General features: G+C 55.0%; 12 protein-coding genes. 10 read left to right on the forward strand and 2 right to left on the reverse strand.

Going from position 1 to position 16,328, the window contains the following annotated elements:
* Window positions 1-114 precede the first annotated feature (114 nt).
* The 5 genes from DW233_RS05145 to DW233_RS05160 all read left to right on the forward strand — a co-directional run bounded on the left by DW233_RS05145 (window position 115) and on the right by DW233_RS05160 (window position 8,652).
* Window positions 115-1,347: an MFS transporter gene (locus tag DW233_RS05145; RefSeq protein ID WP_158567807.1), complete on the forward strand. Its 1,233-nt coding sequence runs from the start codon at window positions 115-117 to the stop codon at window positions 1,345-1,347.
* A gap of 115 nt (window positions 1,348-1,462) precedes the next feature.
* Complete coding sequence (locus DW233_RS05150) at window positions 1,463-2,320, forward strand: HAD-IIB family hydrolase (RefSeq protein WP_118267050.1); 858 nt, start codon at window positions 1,463-1,465, stop codon at window positions 2,318-2,320.
* A gap of 471 nt (window positions 2,321-2,791) precedes the next feature.
* Window positions 2,792-2,917 (forward strand): hypothetical protein, encoded by a 126-nt coding sequence (locus DW233_RS10545; RefSeq protein ID WP_255413482.1) that lies wholly within the window; start codon window positions 2,792-2,794, stop codon window positions 2,915-2,917.
* Window positions 2,918-3,166: 249 nt separating this feature from the next.
* The gene (locus DW233_RS05155) at window positions 3,167-3,877 is read left to right on the forward strand and encodes a TetR/AcrR family transcriptional regulator (RefSeq protein WP_117790165.1); all 711 of its coding nucleotides are present in this window, start codon (window positions 3,167-3,169) and stop codon (window positions 3,875-3,877) included.
* Window positions 3,878-3,888: 11 nt separating this feature from the next.
* Window positions 3,889-8,652, forward strand: coding sequence for a 2-hydroxyacyl-CoA dehydratase (locus DW233_RS05160; RefSeq protein ID WP_118267052.1), 4,764 nt, complete (start codon window positions 3,889-3,891; stop codon window positions 8,650-8,652).
* Window positions 8,653-8,942: 290 nt separating this feature from the next.
* Here DW233_RS05160 and DW233_RS05165 read toward each other — a convergent pair whose 3' ends face one another.
* Window positions 8,943-9,899: a LysR family transcriptional regulator gene (locus DW233_RS05165; RefSeq protein ID WP_118267054.1), complete on the reverse strand. Its 957-nt coding sequence runs from the start codon at window positions 9,897-9,899 to the stop codon at window positions 8,943-8,945.
* A gap of 540 nt (window positions 9,900-10,439) precedes the next feature.
* Here DW233_RS05165 and DW233_RS05170 point away from each other — a divergent pair.
* The 5 genes from DW233_RS05170 (at window position 10,440) to DW233_RS05185 (ending at window position 14,995) form a co-directional block, all read left to right on the forward strand.
* A complete protein-coding gene (locus tag DW233_RS05170; protein ID WP_118267056.1) occupies window positions 10,440-11,699 on the forward strand; it encodes a radical SAM/SPASM domain-containing protein in 1,260 nt (419 codons plus the stop codon).
* The gene (locus DW233_RS05175) at window positions 11,677-13,251 is read left to right on the forward strand and encodes an ABC transporter ATP-binding protein (protein ID WP_118267058.1); all 1,575 of its coding nucleotides are present in this window, start codon (window positions 11,677-11,679) and stop codon (window positions 13,249-13,251) included. Before DW233_RS05170 ends, DW233_RS05175 begins: the two co-directional genes overlap by 23 nt.
* Entirely contained in the window at window positions 13,235-13,834 is a 600-nt protein-coding gene (locus DW233_RS05180) for a hypothetical protein (RefSeq protein WP_147345475.1), read from the forward strand. Before DW233_RS05175 ends, DW233_RS05180 begins: the two co-directional genes overlap by 17 nt.
* A 31-nt stretch (window positions 13,835-13,865) precedes the next feature.
* The gene (locus DW233_RS10220; RefSeq protein ID WP_158564423.1) at window positions 13,866-14,012 is read left to right on the forward strand and encodes a hypothetical protein; all 147 of its coding nucleotides are present in this window, start codon (window positions 13,866-13,868) and stop codon (window positions 14,010-14,012) included.
* Window positions 14,013-14,545: 533 nt separating this feature from the next.
* The gene (locus DW233_RS05185; protein ID WP_147357133.1) at window positions 14,546-14,995 is read left to right on the forward strand and encodes a hypothetical protein; all 450 of its coding nucleotides are present in this window, start codon (window positions 14,546-14,548) and stop codon (window positions 14,993-14,995) included.
* 125 nt (window positions 14,996-15,120) lie between these two features.
* Here DW233_RS05185 and DW233_RS05190 read toward each other — a convergent pair whose 3' ends face one another.
* The gene (locus DW233_RS05190) at window positions 15,121-16,260 is read right to left on the reverse strand and encodes a DUF389 domain-containing protein (RefSeq protein ID WP_118267062.1); all 1,140 of its coding nucleotides are present in this window, start codon (window positions 16,258-16,260) and stop codon (window positions 15,121-15,123) included.
* Window positions 16,261-16,328 lie beyond the last annotated feature (68 nt).

A 16,328-nucleotide genomic window follows, 5' to 3' on the forward strand; every position in this document is an offset into this window, starting at 1 on the left:
ATGTAATTGATTTGTGAGGGTAGCCACGGCTGCCCTTTTCAAGTCATTAAATACATACTAGTGGTATGTATAGGGGGTGGGCTTATGGCTGGAATGCGGAGGAGTAGCGTCTCGTTGACGCAAAAAACAGTGCGATCTATCAGGATTTTTGGCTTTCTTGTTGCGCAGCTGTGCACGTATTCGATGCTGTCGGCGCTGTGCTTTGCGTATCCGCTTTACTTGTTCGATTGCAGCGGCTCGTCAACGTTATATGGCGCCGCCGTGGCGATAGCGTTCATACCCGGCGTACTCGCAACTCCGATTGGCGGAATCTTGGCGGATAGGGGAAGACATCGCGAGGCCCTCGTGGCCCTCGGCATTGCTCTGATGACTGCATCACTGCTGTCTATCCCCATGAAGCACTCATTGCCTCTTGCGGTCGTCGTAGTAGCGATACTTTGTGTTCAATATGGCGCTCAATCGCTGCTAAAGCCAATACTCCAAATTGAGACGGTGCGCATGGCGGGTGAAAAGAAGGTTGAGCGGGCCACTGCATTGGTTTCGCAGGTGACCATGGTGAGCAATATCTTGGGTCCTGTGGTCGGGACGGCAGTCTATGGGTGCTTTGGCATCGATGCTCTTTGCACAATCGCGTCGGTAACGTTTGCGATTTCAGCTCTGTTGTTTGGTGGCGTACTCAAGCAAAATGCCTCATCTGAAACGATGGGAGACGGCGCGACTCGTACGACATGCCGAAACGATTTTCGGGAGTCGATTCGGTATCTGTTGCAAAATGCATCATTGGTCGCTGTGATTTTGCTTGCGGCAGTTTTGAACCTTGCGTTGGTTGGGCTAACGATTGGCGCTCCCATTATTGTTACAAAGCATCTCGGCATGCAATCGTCCTGCGTTGGGATAGTTGAGATTGCTCTGGGCCTGGGTGGTCTTACCGGCAGTGGCTTGGTCGGCATTTGGCCGCATCGTTTTTCTTTCAATGGCATATGTCGATATGTTGCGATGATCTGTTTTGGAGTCGCGCCGATTATTGTTACGCTGCTGTTCGGCGTAGATGTATGCGTGTTCACCGTGTTTGCGGTTGGTTCGGCATGGGTCATGGTGTGGGCGAGCATTACGTCGGTTGAAATCATCGCGTTTGTTCAGCGGGTAGCGCCGACTGAGCTCTGCGGAAAAGTGCTTTCGGTCGTTTACATGGTCCTTTCCTGCGCAACACCTATCGGCCAATTGACGTACGGGGTTGCATATGATCGATGGACACCAGCGATTGTATTCGCAGCCATGTTGGCGGTGCTGACGTTGACGACGGCGCTGTTTTATCGTCTGAAAAATCGCTTGCGGCGATTGTCTTGACGCGCTGGGGCACCGTGAATTTGCGGAGGCAGTGGTCCGCCGCGCCGGGACGGCATTGTTTGGGCGTGCCTCTCCTTCGTCTACAATATCGTGCAGACGAAGGAGAGGCACGCCCATGATCAAGATGTTCGCGAGTGACTTAGACGGAACGCTGCTGAACGCCCTGCACGAGGCGGATGGGACCATCCGCCGTGCCATTCGCGAGCTGACCGAGGCCGGCCTGCATGTGGTTCCCGCGACCGGACGCTCGACGCTGCCGATCGGCGAGCATGGCTTTACGGGGCTGGCGCTCGATGCCTGCTGCTCTAACGGCTCCATCGTGCGCGACAGTCATGGCGAGGTGCTCAAGACCTGGACCATCGATTCGCAGATCACCGAGGAGCTGCTCAAGGAGTTTCCGGATATCTGTTTTGACTGCTCCACGCCCGACGGCATGTTTTCGAGCGGATCGTTCGAGATGCACCAGGCGGGCTTTAAAAAAGACAGCCCTATCAAGCGCATCGTGATGCGCGGCATGCGTGCGCGTGGCGGGTACCACGAGGAACAGTACTTCGACCAGTCGATCGGTGACATCCTGCGCCACGATGTGTGCAAGATCAACTGTCGCGTGACCTCGCCCGAGCTGGAGCGCGACCTTAAGGCGTATCTGACCGAGCGCTCGGACCGCGTGGTCAACGCGCCGTTCGATCCGGTGATGTTCGAAATTACGGACGTGGCGTGCAACAAGGGCGAGAGCGTGGCATGGCTGGCGGGCTACTACGGTATTGCCGAGGACAAGGTCGCGGTTTATGGCGACGGCGGAAACGACATCGCCATGCTCAAGCGTTTCCGCCACAGCTACGCGACCAAAAACGCAAGCGATGCAGCTAAGGCCGCCGCGAGCGTGACCATCGGCAGCTGCATGGTCCATGCCGTCCCCAAACACATGCTCGCCACCATGCGCAAGCAAAACTCCCGCACCGTCATCGAATAATGTGACAAAGGGACTGTCCCTTTGTCACATGGGAGATGCCGGCTTTTGGCGTATAGGATTGTTGCGCTTTCGCCACCAACAAATTTCGAGTTATTCGGCCTGTCGGAGGTCGTTAAATGGCTAAAGATGCCCTCGCAGGAACATTCATACCTCTAATGGTGTTTGATTTGGTGACGTAAGTGCGCAAATGGGCATGTATGCGCTCAAATAAGGACAAAAACTCTCAGATAATCCCGGCGGTGCATTTATATAAAACCAGTAGCGTGGCCGAATAACTCGAAAAATGTAGTTGGCAGTTCGGCGACAAGCTCGGGTATGGCAAAGGAACTGCTCCTTCGCCATACCCGAGCTCCGATCTTCTGAAATGCGAACAAATATTCGCATATCTAACTGCGCTTTGATAGAATCGGTATCGTTGACGGCAGTTCCATGTGCCGGGCAGCGCCCTCCATTTGATGGGAGGTGATGCCCATGACCGATTTGATTGATTTCGTGAGACTTCTGACCGCCGTGGTCTCGTTCTTCACGGCGCTTGTCGGCCTTTCCGAGGCACTCAAGCAGCGTTCGAAGCGCAACAGAAGGGGTCGCCGCCGCTAAGGCGTTGACCCCCTAATGCAAACAACGGCGCTGCCCAGCCAGCTACAACTTGGGCTGCCGTCGACACTATTCTACCCACGAATGACATTTTGGACAATCGGTAATGCCGCTCCAAAAGCCAGGCGGGTTGTGACAAAGGGACTGCCCCCTCGTCACATTCCAAATATTGCCTTTACGTGTTGGTACACACGGTGTGCAATAATACTCGCACTGTGCAATAGCGCACAGGCTGAGTAACAAGGAGGACGCTTGTCCCAGCTCGAGAAATGCGATCGCCGGTCCCTTCGCTCGCAGCGTGCCCTTCGCCAGGCACTTGCCAGCGAGCTTGCCGAAAGCGGCGACCTTTCGCGCATTAATGTCGCGTCGCTCACCGAGCGCGCTGGCCTTACGCGTCGCACGTTCTATTCGCACTACCGCGATATCCCCGACTTTATCAATCAAATCGAGGACGGCTTGCTGGCCGAGATCCGTGAGCGCATTGAGTTCATTACCGCAGCTCAGCTGCCTGATCTCTATCACAATATCGATGAGCTCGAGCCGGCGCCCGGTTCGGTTGAGCTGCTGCGTTATCTTGCAGCCAACCGCGACTTAATCGGTGCGCTGCTGGGGCCGGGCGGCGACCAGGCCTTCATTAAAAGGATTATCGACACTGCGCGTGAGGCTGTGGTGCCGCGTGCGCAGACGGGCATTTTGGGCCTGGCGCTGGGCACGTTCTTTGACTACTACGTTACCTACGTCGTGAGTGCCGAGGTCGGCATGATTCAGCGCTGGTTTGAGCGTGACCTTTCCGAATCGCCCGAGGCCATGGCGCGCATCATGACGGTTATCGCCTTTGTGCGCCCCGGTGACCTGTATGGCCAACCCATCGATATCAACGTGCCGGAATACGGCATGAAGCTATTGAACTTGCAGCTCGAGGACGCGGCCGACACCGCCGCAACCGTCGAGTCCAACAACTAAGAGGAGAGACAATGAGCAAACTCGCCGAAGGCATTAAGGACCGTATAGTTGCTGCCGCGCGCGAGGCCGCGCCCGCCGTGGCGGACGCCGCGCAGAAGGCCGCGACCGCTGCTGCCGAGAAAGTTGTCGAGGCTGTTGCCGAGGCCAAGAACGCGGCAGGGGAGACGTCCGTCGCTAGCGAGCCCGTAGCCGCCGCCCACGCCCCCGAAGGCGCGATTTTCAACCCCGAGGCCGCCCACGGTAACCTGCACCTGGGCATCGACGTGGGCTCCACCACCGTCAAGCTCGCCGTGCTCAACGACGACAACCAGATCGTGTACGCCAAGTACCAGCGCCATCACACCGATGTCCGCGCTTGCGCCCGTGACCTGTTCGAGGGTGCTGCGACCGTGCTGCCGACGGCCCAAATGACCTGCGCCATTACCGGCTCGGGCGGTTTGCTGCTGTCCCAGTGGCTCGAGCTGGAGTTTGTCCAGGAGGTCATCGCCAGCAAACGCGCCGTCGAGACCCTCATCCCGGCCACCGACGTCGCCATCGAGCTGGGCGGCGAGGACGCCAAGATCATCTACTTCGATAACGGCATCGAGCAGCGCATGAACGGTACCTGCGCCGGCGGTACGGGCGCGTTCATCGACCAGATGGCAACCCTGCTGCACACCGACGCGAGCGGCCTCAACGAGCTCGCGGCCAACGCCACCACCATCTATCCCATCGCCAGCCGCTGCGGCGTCTTTGCCAAGACCGACGTCCAGCCGCTGCTCAACGAGGGCGCCCGTCCCGAGGACGTGGCCGCCTCCATCTTCCAGGCCGTCGTGACCCAGACCATCTCGGGTCTGGCGTGCGGCCGTCCCATTCGCGGCAACGTCGCCTTCCTGGGCGGCCCGCTGCAGTATCTCTCCGAGCTGCGCCACCGCTTCTATCTCACGCTCAACCTGGACGAGGAGCACCGCATTGTGCCCCAAAACGCCCACCTGTTTGTGGCGAGCGGCGCCGCCATGGCGCACGAGTCCAACAAGCTCAGCACGTTCCCGCAGCTCATCGAGGCTATCGACAGCTTGGGCGACACGCAGGGTGCTGAGGTCGAGCGCCTGGACCCGCTCTTTGCCACCGACGAGGACTTTGCCGAGTTCAAGACCCGCCACGACACCGAGGTCGTCCCCAAGGGCAAGCTCGACGGCTACACCGGCCGTGTGTTCATCGGCATCGACGCCGGTTCCACCACCATGAAGGCCGCGCTCGTGGGCGAGGACGGCCAGCTGCTGCACACCTGGTACGGCAACAACAACGGCGACATCCTGGGCACGGCCAAGGTCATCATGGCCGATTTCTACAACCACATCCCTGCGGGCTGTACCATCGGCCACGTGACCACCACGGGCTACGGCGAGGCGCTGCTCATCGAGGCCCTCAAGGCCGATTCCGGCGAGATCGAGACCGTCGCGCACCTGCGCGGCGCCAAGGCTTTCCTGCCCGGCGTCGAGTTCATCCTGGACATTGGCGGCCAGGACATGAAGTGCCTGCGTGTGAAGGACGGCGTGATTGAGCACATCATGCTCAACGAGGCCTGCTCGTCGGGCTGCGGCAGCTTTATCGAGAGTTTCGCCGTGTCTATGAACATGGACGTGCGCGCGTTTGCCGATGCCGCCATCCATGCCAAGGCCCCGGTCGATTTGGGCAGCCGCTGCACGGTCTTTATGAACTCGCGCGTCAAGCAGGCGCAAAAGGAAGGCGCCACGGTGGGCGACATTGCGGCCGGCCTGTCTTATTCCGTCATCAAGAATGCCCTGTTCAAGGTCATTAAGCTGCGCGACCCCAAGGAGATCGGCAGTCAGGTGATCGTCCAAGGCGGCACCTTTATGTCCGACGCCACGCTGCGTGCGTTTGAGCAGCTCACCGGTGTTCACGCCGTGCGCCCCGACATCGCCGGCTGTATGGGCGCCTACGGTGCGGCCCTGCTCGCCCGCGATCGCGCCGGCGCCGACGGCACCTCGACCATCCTTTCGGCCGAGGACATCGCGCACCTCACCGTGACGCAAAAGCACGTCCGCTGCGGACGTTGCTCCAACAACTGCCAGCTTACCGTCAACGATTTTGGCGGCGGCAGGCGCTTCATTACCGGCAACCGCTGCGAGAAGGGCGCCGGCCACAAAAAGCAAAAGACCGAGGCCCCCAACCTCTTCAAAAAGAAAAACGAGTTGCTGTTTAACCGCGAGGTCCTGAGTCCCGACGGGGCCCCGCGCGGCACCGTGGGTATCCCGCGCGCACTCAACATGTACGAGAACTACCCCTTCTGGCACGCGTTCTTTACGCGCCTGGGCTTTAGCGTGCAGCTGTCCGACCAGTCGAGCAAGAAGACCTACCAGGCGGGCATCGAGTCCATGCCGTCCGAGAGCGTGTGCTATCCGGCCAAGATGAGCCACGGCCATGTGATGAACCTCATCGACCGTGACGTCGACTTTATCTGGATGCCGTGCGTGCGCTGGGAGCGCAAAGAGGACCCGACGGCCGGTAACTGCTACAACTGCCCCATCGTCATGAGTTACCCCACCGCGTTGGCGCTCAACATCGACGAGATCCGCGAGCAGAACATCGAGTTCCTGTATCCGTTTGTGCCCTATCACGATAAGACCGAGCTCAAACGCCGTCTGTACCAGGTGCTCGCCGTCGACCGTGTGGCCGATGCGCAAGCCGGGCGCGGCCGCGTGCGCGGTCCCAAAATCACGCGTTCCGAGGTCGATGCCGCCGTCAACGCTGCCTTTGAGGCCGATGCGCGTTTCCACGAGGACATCCAGACCATGGGCGAGGAGGCCCTTAAGTGGGTCGAGGACCATGGTGGCCACGGCATTGTGCTCGCTGGCCGTCCCTACCACAACGACCCCGAGATCAACCACGCCCTGCCCGAGCTTATCTCGAGCTTTGGCTTTGCGGTCTTTACCGAGGATTCGCTCGCGCATCTGGTAAAGCCCGAGCGTCCGATTCGCGTCGTCGACCAGTGGATGTACCACAGTCGCCTGTACGCCGTCGCCCGTTTTGTGACGATGCGCAACGACCTGGACCTGATCCAGCTCAATTCCTTCGGCTGCGGCCTCGATGCCCTGACCACCGATCAGGTGCAGGAGATCCTGGAGGCCAGTGGCAAGATCTACACCGTGCTCAAGATCGACGAGGTGTCCAACCTGGGCGCCGCGCGCATTCGCATCCGCTCGCTCATGGCGGCACTCAAGGACCAGGAGGCCGAGCGCTTGGCCGAGGCCACGGCTGCGGGCAAGGTCTTTGAGCAGGGCGACGCTGCGCCGGTGGCGCCCTCCACGGATGCCCCCGCGTTCGCGAGCCGCAAGTACACGTTCGAGGCACAGCGTGAGAGCGCCTCGACCGCATGGCCCAAGGTACCCTTTACCGAGCAGATGCGCGACGAGGGCTATACCATCCTGTGCCCGCAGATGGCGCCGATCCACTTTGACCTGGTCAAAGAGGTGTTCCGCGGTGCCGGCTACAACTTGGAGCTGCTGCCCTCGACCGACCACGATGCCGTCGAGGCTGGCCTGCGCTATGTGAACAATGACATTTGCTACCCGTCGATTCTGGTGACGGGCCAGATTATGGAGGCCATCGAGAGCGGTCGGTACGACCTGTCCAAGACCGCCGTGGTCATCAGCCAGACCGGCGGCGGCTGCCGTGCCACCAACTACATCGCGCTCATCCGCAAGGCCCTGCGCGAGAGCGGCCACCCCGAGATCCCCGTGATCTCGCTTTCGGCCGTGGCGCTCGGCGAGGACAACCCCGGCTTTAAGCTGACGCCGGCGCTGCTTAAGCAGGCAGTCTACGCGGTGCTCTTTGGTGACGTGATGATGCAGATGCTCTACCGCTGCCGCCCGTACGAGGCCACGCCCGGTGCCGCCAACGCGCTCTACGAGGAGTACATGGCGCGTGCCCGCAAGCTGGCGCCCAAGTTTAACCGCCACAACTACACCAAGCTGTGCCGCGAGGCCATCCGCGCGTTCGACACCATGCCGCTCGTGGGCGAGGGCACCAAGCCGCGCGTGGGCGTGGTCGGTGAGATCCTGGTCAAGTTCCACCCCACAGCCAATAACCACGTGGTCGACGTGATCGAGCGCGAGGGCTGCGAGGCCGTGGTACCGGGCCTGCTCGATTTCTTCCTGTACTCCATGAGCAACGCCGAGCTGCAGAAGGACGAGCTGGGAAGCTCTGCTACCACGCGCGCTGGTATGCAGGCGCTCATCAAGCTCGTGGACTGGATGCGCACGCCGGTGGAAGAGCTGCTCGAGAAGTCCCGCCGCTTTGAGGCGCCCGAGCGCATCGGCACCATGGCCGACAAGGCCCGCACGGTGCTTTCGGTGTGCAACAACATGGGCGAGGGCTGGTTGCTCACGGCCGAGATGCTCGACCTGATTGACCATGGCGCGCCCAACATCATCTGCACGCAGCCCTTTGCGTGCCTGCCCAACCACGTGGTGGGTAAGGCTGTGATCAAGGAGCTGCGCCGTCAGCACCCCGAGAGCAACATTGTCGCGGTGGACTACGACCCCGGTGCGTCCGAGGTCAACCAGCTCAACCGCATTAAGCTCATGATCAGCGTGGCCAAGGAAAACATGCGCGCCGGCAAGGGCTTTAAGCTCGAGAAGGTGGCACCGCTCGCGATGGACGAGGTCACCGGCCAGATGCGTGCCCACGATGGCTGCGTGAGCTGCGGCTCGGTCGACGAGAGTGCCGTGGCGTCGGTCGCTGAGCGCCTGGGACGCGGCATTAAGAAGTAGTTGGCCTACTTCGAGCCGGATGTAAGACAAAAGGGTGGTAGCCGTACCGGCTGCCACCCTTTTTTACTGGATATATGTTGCGTAAATGGCCTTGCCGACGCCTTTCGTGGACTCGGATTTCGGAAGTGGGGCACAGTTTTGTGGGTGGTGAGTGGGCCACTGACTTGCCAAGAGTCTGCCGGCCCTTGTTGTTTTCTCTCGGAATACTACAAAAAACTCGGGGCTGGCCCACGCTTCCGTTCTGGCGGAATGCGATGCTGTTTTGCATAGAATTAGTACGCCCGCCATGTTCAGCCGGAAAGGTCTCCTTCTTCAGCGCTTTTTAAACAGCGGGATAGCTGGCGTGCCTCAAGTTGAATGCAGCTTATCGCGTGATGAGTTTGCGCTCGGACATCGTTTGAATTTGAAGCGCAGTAAAAAGGGATTGATAATCTATCTTGTTTGCCTAGGCAAACGATTTTTGCTGGATAGCCTATCCTGATTTGAGACGTTTGCGAGGCTATGGTCAAAATAACCCCATGCTTACGAATGAGAAAATCGGACAAATTGTGCTGGTCTGCTAAGTTAATACTCTCGTAGCGGGGGAAAAGGCCCAGATGGTTAAATGCTGAGTCCATTCTTTTTCGACAATATCGAATGTCACAGGTGTTTGCAATTGGATATTGAGCCACCGCGTTTAGATTCGCTGCTGCGTGACTAGCTAATGGGTGATTGCTTTCAACGAGGAGGTTGACTTCGGCGTTCAATAAAAAATGCGATTCAAAAAGATTGGTGTCTACTTGCCCAGCGACAATCGCAATGTCGATTTGTCCGTCAAGTAGAAGGGATAAGCACGTTCCGCCGTCGTCGTATCTGGAAACAGCAAATTTACCACCGTTGTACTTTTTCGAGAGCCGGTTTAGTGTGGGCTGGTTGAACCAGCTTATGAGTATTGGTGGTAGTCCGACTGCAACGTGTGTCAAATGTGTCTGGGTTTTTTTTATCTTTTCACGCGTGATTTGCGCATACGCTTGAATTCCCTCAATTGAAGCTAGTGCATCTAATGCTATAGGAAGGATTTCCTCTCCATAGTTTGTTAGATGTAGAATACTGCCTCTTTTTTCGAACAGCTTCAGACCAAGTTCAGATTCCAATGCTCGAATGCCTTTTGAAACAGCTTGCGGCGAAACGCTTAATATAGTTGCTGCATCCGAGTAATTCTGACAATCAAATACCTTTATGAAATACTGCAGCTGAACAACATTCACCAGAATTTCCTTAGGTTGAATTTTTAATCAGGCTAAGTGTAAATTAAAAAATGTTAAACAAGGCAAACAAATTGTTTCATCTAGTACAAAAAGTTATCAAACAGCTTTTGACTTTTTGACCAAAGTATAACTAGGCCTAAAACGAGAAAGGAGCCATTGTGGATTGGATACAGCCAACTCAAACACCTAACGATATTGCTTTGCTATCAAGTTGGTGTCCTTGTCAGGGCGCAAAATGTCAGGGGCGCTGTAATCCCTGGGGGATGTGTACCGTGTACACGGGCGGGAATTGCCGCGCATTTCAATATTGCGGTATACACGTTAGCTAGGAGCTTCGATGGAATATATTCAAAAGCCAGTGAATACTCAGATGCCTGCTTCGTCTCGAGATATTTCTACGTGTGTGTCCTGTGCAGCGCATATTTGTTGGAGTTATTCAGGGGGAGGACCGTGTGGCCTGAGGATCTGCATTACCAAATTTTGTGGCTGGAATTACTCCTAATGGCAGGTTGAAATATTGAAATATGCAACGGAGTAGAAATGAAACAGTCTCGCTTTAATGTAATCGATAAAGGCAATCAGCCTACGCTGGTATATAACTCTTACTCCGGCGCAATTGTTGCGTTGGATGCGGAATACGAGAAGGCACTATTTGCGAATGGGGCTAATGGCCCTTCGGAAATTGTCGACAATTTGATGGACGCGGGGTTGTTGGTTTCCGACGGACTTGATGAAATCGAACATTTAAAAGAGATATCATCGGCCTGTCGCATGCAATCAAAATCACTTTCATTTACGATAGCTCCGACATTGAATTGTAATTTCAGGTGTCCGTATTGTTATGAGGACGGCAAGCGTTATGGTTCAATGAGCGACCAGTGCGTCGATCAGGTAATAAAGCATATCAATGGCATGGCTTTAGACAATCAGGCAGATAGTTTGCAGATTGCCTGGTATGGCGGCGAGCCTTTATTGGCGATTGAGACGGTGGAGAAGATTACGCGCGGAATCCGAAGTGATGAAATCTTATTTAACGCCAGCATGGTGACCAACGGTTATTTCTTAGATGGGAAAACGGCGGAGTTGCTTGCAAAAAATGGGGTCACGCACGTTCAGGTGACTGTCGATGGTCCGCCTGAAATACACAATCAACGAAGATGTCTTCCTTCTGGCGGTGATACGTTCAACCGTATTATCGATAACGTAAAAAGAGCTAGTGCGTACTTCAATGTCATCTTAAGAGTTAATGTTGATCCGACGAACGGTGATCAGATTGATCGCTTGATTGATTCGCTTGATCAAAAAGGTCTTCGTAATAGGGTAAAACTGTATTTAGCGGCAGTAGATGATATAAATGGGGCATGCGCTAACTCTCCGTGCTATTCAGAGGACGAATTTGCCTCGATTGAAGCATCCTGTTTGTCTCGCTACAAAATGACGGGGTACATGGATCCGTTTCTTCCAGGCTTTAATCCGACCATATGCGGAGCCGTCAATAAATATTCAGAAGTTATTGGACCAGATGGTTCTTTATATAAATGCTGGAATGAAATAGGATATTCCGACAGAAGTTATGGCAGCATCTTTGAAAGCGTAGCGAGTAACGCATTCGAAGTTTCCAAATGGAATGCTTACGACTTTTGTTCAGATTCAGAATGTCTTAACTGCTCGCTTCTTCCTATGTGCATGGGTGGCTGTCCCTTCACCAGGCTGTATGAAAATAAGACAAGCTGCGTATCTGCAAGAAAGAACTGTATAAAAGTAATGAGGGCGGCTTATGATTTCAAGCATAAGAAGTGATGCGGACTCAACGGCGCTCTTCGATTATCTGCCATATTTCAGACTTGGGTTTTCTTCCCAATTGCTTCTGGTTATAGCCTTCGCGTTGTGCTTAATAATATCTGGAATGATGGCTTCTGTATCCCCGCCGCTTACGAGCGCTCTGGTTGACAATATATCTAAAAAAACATCTTACGATACTATCATGATTAGCAGCGCTCTAATTGGTTTTGCGGCACTAATCGATATTGTTGTCAGTTATTTAAGCACCCTTCTTTCAATGCGGATAACGACCGTGGCTGCATACTCGATTGTTCGAAGTAAAATCGATGAGCTCGTTCGGATGCCTTTTGAGTTATATTTTGAGCAGGAGTCAGCTGAAAAAACTCAACAAATTTGTTCAGATGCCAATACTGTGGCTTCCTTCGGATTGTCGGTGCTCCAGACGGTACTTCTTGCGGTTGTCCAGCTAGGTATCAGTTTTATTTTTCTCTATGGATGCTCCGTAGCGCTCTTTTGGGTTTCCGTGACATTTTGCATCTTGTATGCAATTGCATATGCTTTATTCAGAAAACCGCTTTTTGTTTCAGGTCTGACCTTTAAGGAGGAGCAGTCCCTGTATTTCGGAAAAGTGGAGTCCGTACTTGCGCATCAGAGATTTTTGTATGTTAATGTGCTATTCGAAAGAGCATTGAAATCCATAGATAGCTTTTTTTCGTCTTTGCTGCACGCCGGAGTCGCCTATCAAAGTGTCGTTTCGAGATTTCAGGCAACGGATTCCTTTGCTGCGGCTGCGTCCCAGGTGACTATTCTTTTGATTTCGGCTTTCTATGTAATGCATGGAAGCATGAGTGTAGGCCAACTTGTTGCCGTTTCGAGCTACATGGCTTTAATGCTATCTGCCGTGAGGTCAATCTACGGTATAGGTAGTAGCGTACAAGACTGCTTCTCATCGATATCTCGTCTAAATGCCTCTAAATTGCCTTTGGCTGTTGCTGGAGAGGAGCTCTTGGAGATCGATTACATCGAACTGCATAATTTTGGTTTTACATTAAATGAAAAGTGTCTCTACAATAACTTGAATCTCAGGTTTGACAAAGGAAAGCTCTATGCTCTTGTGGGGATTAATGGCTCGGGCAAAACGAGCCTTGCGTACTTATTAATGGGTTGTTTCAATTCGGGTTACGGTGGGGCTATTTCCTACAACGGTAAGGCCCAAGAAGAAATCAACTGCGAGCACCTTAGGCGGAATCTAGTTTCGTTTGCCGAACAAACCCCGATATCAGTAAAGGATTTTCTTAGCGATAGAAATTTTCCTTCTATCGAAAAGAAGAGGTGCGGAGGAATGTCTCCTGGGGAACTGAAACAATTGGAAATTAGGCGGGTCTTGGAAAAGAAGGCAGACGTCTATTTATTCGACGAGCCAACAGCATCACTTGATATTGCTCATAAAGAAGCTCTGATAAATGCTGTGAAGGAACTGCGCAAGCACAAGATTGTCATTGTTATTACACACGATATGGACCTAATAGCAGCTAGTGATGAGGTGGTAGAGCTTGGGAAAAGCGACTGAAATAATGCGCCTGGGGGCACGTTATCTACTGGGTACGATGGTTGCTAGCGTGCCGTGGGCCATTTGGGTTATTGCAAAAGGATCTCCCGCTTGGCTGTGCTCTACAGGGGCGCTCTTTTGTGCGTTGGTAGTCTATCTTTTTGCAACTCGGGGCGCTGTTTCCCGTGATAAGACCAAGCAGCGTGGGATTCTTTTGGGATGGCAGTTCATTTTCATCGTATTTATTATTATGGCCGCCATGCTCGATATAGGTGGAAAATCAATATCCAGATGGGTATTGGTCTGTTCGGTTTCAGTTTTGCATGAGCTGTTATTTAGGTACGTATTTTTATTTGAATACACAATCGTCGGAATAGTTCGGCCGTTTTGCATAAGGGCATTTGTACAGTCGATTCTATGGGCATTGCTTCTCGTGACTCAACAGTGTTTAATCGGGGCACCCACAAATTACATCATTGCAATGATGGGGGGCTATCTTTGTCTGGGCCTTATTTTTGCGCTGCTCGTGCGAAAAACAGGGACAGTGTGCCCGTCTCTTTTAGCCATGATGTTTCTGGATTTTATCAACCTCCTAGCTCTTTGAGTTACGGACAAAATCTTCAGGTGTTGGCGCCATGGCCGACAAGGCCCGCACGGTGCTTTCGGTATGTAATAACATGGGCGAGGTCTGGCTGCTCACGGCCGAGATACTCGACCTGATCGATCGCGGTGCGTCCAACATCATCTGCACGCAGCCCTTCGCCTGCCTGCGATTCGGTTAGCGAGGAGGCCGTGGCATCGGTCGCAAAGCGTCTGTGACGCGGTATTAAGAAGTAGCCGACCTGCTTCGGGCTAGATATGAGACGGAAGGGTGGTAGCCGTACCGGCTGCGGCCCTTTTTTACTGGATACATGTTGCGTAAATGGCCTTGCCGACGCCTTTCGTGGACTCGGATTTCGGAAGTGCGGGGAAAACTCCGAACCTTCGAGCACACTGCTCTTTTGAACTTTTGTGACCTGCGGTTTTGTTGCTAAAAAAGTCGGTCTGGTCGGCAGAACTCGATTTTTCACCGCACTTCCGAAAACTGCGATCTTGCAGTACGAAAAACGGCCTCCATAACTCTGGGTTTATTGATAAGTGTAGCCGTTCGCCGTATATCATTGTCCGTTTATGGAATCTATCTCCAACGAGTTGTAGTCATATGGTTTGATGTTGAAACATATGATTACCGGCAGGCCGTAGGTGACGTTCCCCCTGATATCGGAGGTTCCGGGTATGTTTCGTGCTCCGTTAAACAAGTATCGGTTGGGCTAACATGGATCGCCGTGTTATTTCGATAACCCTTGCAGTGGTTTGCCTAGCTGTGCTCCTGGGCGCTATAGGGCAGTTCGCTATAAGTCGAGAAACATCCTATATGCAGGAATGTGCTTCCGAAGGCTTTGCCATTGACGGTTACTATCGTGATGACAAAACAAGTCTGGAAACCCTGGCCTTTCTTGAAGAGGATAACCATCGGTGGCAACTGGTCGGCAAAGGCGGCGACTGCGTTGATGGGCAGTTCGAGCGTATGGACGACCCCAACATTCTGGTATTAAAGAATGAAAACGGCGAAAAATTCGGTACGGTCCACGTGGCGTATATTTCGCGCCGACGCGATCAGGGCGTGCTCTACCTATTTAGAGATACCAGGGTGACCCGTTTTTATCTGGTGAGTACCGGTCCGGCGTTTACAGTGGAGTCTGGCGATGTCGATGCGGACAGCTGATTCACGGCAATAAATCAGCGAGCGGGGCGCGGCCATGGACCGCGTCCCGCTATTTGCTCGTGGCCCGCGTCACGTCTGCGCCATGTCGTGACTCGCGGCTGCGCGCATCCATCTCACGTCGCGTATTACTGCACATCAAACTCCACGCGATCGAGCTCGGGCACATTGAGGTCGATGAGCTTGCGGGCTACACGGCGGTCGTGTGCCCCAAGCGCCTCGCTTGTCGTCACATGGGCGACAACCTCGCGCTCGACAAGGCCCTCCTCCTCGCCTTCGGTGGTCGAGGTCTCGACGGCGACGGTGTAATCCTTAAAGCCTGGCAGTACCGCGGCAAGCTCGCGCGTGGTTTCGGTGACGCCGTAGCCGTCCTGCACGCCGGCTTGCGCCGAGCCAATAGACCCCGTCGTCATAACGATGCAGGGGATGGCAAAGACTACCGTGCCCACAATGATGCGGCGGCGCACCTTGCGCGATAGCTCGTCGACCTCGGCGTTTTCTTCAGCAGTCACAATACCGTCGCCGTTCAGGTCGCGCTTGAGCGGCACGCGCAAAAGAAGCAGAACGGCTTCGGCCGCCAGCGCGATAAAGACGACGTTGATGCCAAACTCATAAAGCGCCGAGAGAAACAGTGGCCCGCTTGCGATGGCGATGCCATAGCCCGCCGCGCACAGGGGCGGCATGAGCGCGGTCGCCACGGCCACGCCGGCGATGAGCGTGGCGGGTTCCTGGTCGCGCGAGTTGCCCAGGCCACCCGCAAAGCCGCCCGCGAGCGCGACGGCAAGGTCCCACACAGTCGGTGTCGAATTGTCGATGATGGCGGCCGTGGTGGTGCCAAGGGGCGAGAGCTTAAAGTACAACGTAGACGTGACCAGGCAAAAGGCCATCTGTAGAGCCAAGCCCGCGACGGCCTCGACGGTAATCTCGCGGTCGAGCGTAGCGATGCCGTATGCCATGGCAAGAACCGAGCCCATGAGCGGGCAGATGAGCATGGCGCCCACGATGGCGATGTCCGAGTCGATATCGAGGCCGATGCTTGCGATGAGCATGGCGATGATGAGGATGCACAGGTGCGAGCCGGTCAGGCGCGCCCCGTTTACAAAGCGTTTGCGGATCACGTGATAGGGTGCGCGACCCTCGCGAATGTTGAACGCCCGCTTTAGGAAGCGATGCGCCTGTTCAGCCGCTTCGCTGTGGGCGGGGCGGATGCCATGGCGCCGATGATGGCGCTCGCGCAGCCGCTTGATCTGTTGTTTGTCGAGTTCCATATCCACCTCGTATTGCCGCGGGAGCGCGGGTGTGTTCGCAGCATGTACTCTACACCGTGAGGGGCGGC

The sequence above is a fragment of the Collinsella sp. AM20-15AC genome (assembly GCF_003471405.1).
Classification (GTDB): domain Bacteria; phylum Actinomycetota; class Coriobacteriia; order Coriobacteriales; family Coriobacteriaceae; genus Collinsella.

Bases quoted from the DNA above. Each gene is read 5' to 3' on its own strand.
- DW233_RS05150 (WP_118267050.1), top strand. From the start codon at position 1,463: ATGATCAAGATGTTCGCGAGTGACTTAGACGGAACGCTGCTGAACGCC.
- DW233_RS10545 (WP_255413482.1), top strand. From the start codon at position 2,792: ATGACCGATTTGATTGATTTCGTGAGACTTCTGACCGCCGTGGTCTCG.
- DW233_RS05160 (WP_118267052.1), top strand. From the start codon at position 3,889: ATGAGCAAACTCGCCGAAGGCATTAAGGACCGTATAGTTGCTGCCGCG.
- DW233_RS05170 (WP_118267056.1), top strand. From the start codon at position 10,440: ATGAAACAGTCTCGCTTTAATGTAATCGATAAAGGCAATCAGCCTACG.
- DW233_RS05175 (WP_118267058.1), top strand. From the start codon at position 11,677: ATGATTTCAAGCATAAGAAGTGATGCGGACTCAACGGCGCTCTTCGAT.
- DW233_RS10220 (WP_158564423.1), top strand. From the start codon at position 13,866: ATGGCCGACAAGGCCCGCACGGTGCTTTCGGTATGTAATAACATGGGC.
- DW233_RS05185 (WP_147357133.1), top strand. From the start codon at position 14,546: ATGGATCGCCGTGTTATTTCGATAACCCTTGCAGTGGTTTGCCTAGCT.
- DW233_RS05190 (WP_118267062.1), bottom strand. From the start codon at position 16,260: ATGGAACTCGACAAACAACAGATCAAGCGGCTGCGCGAGCGCCATCAT.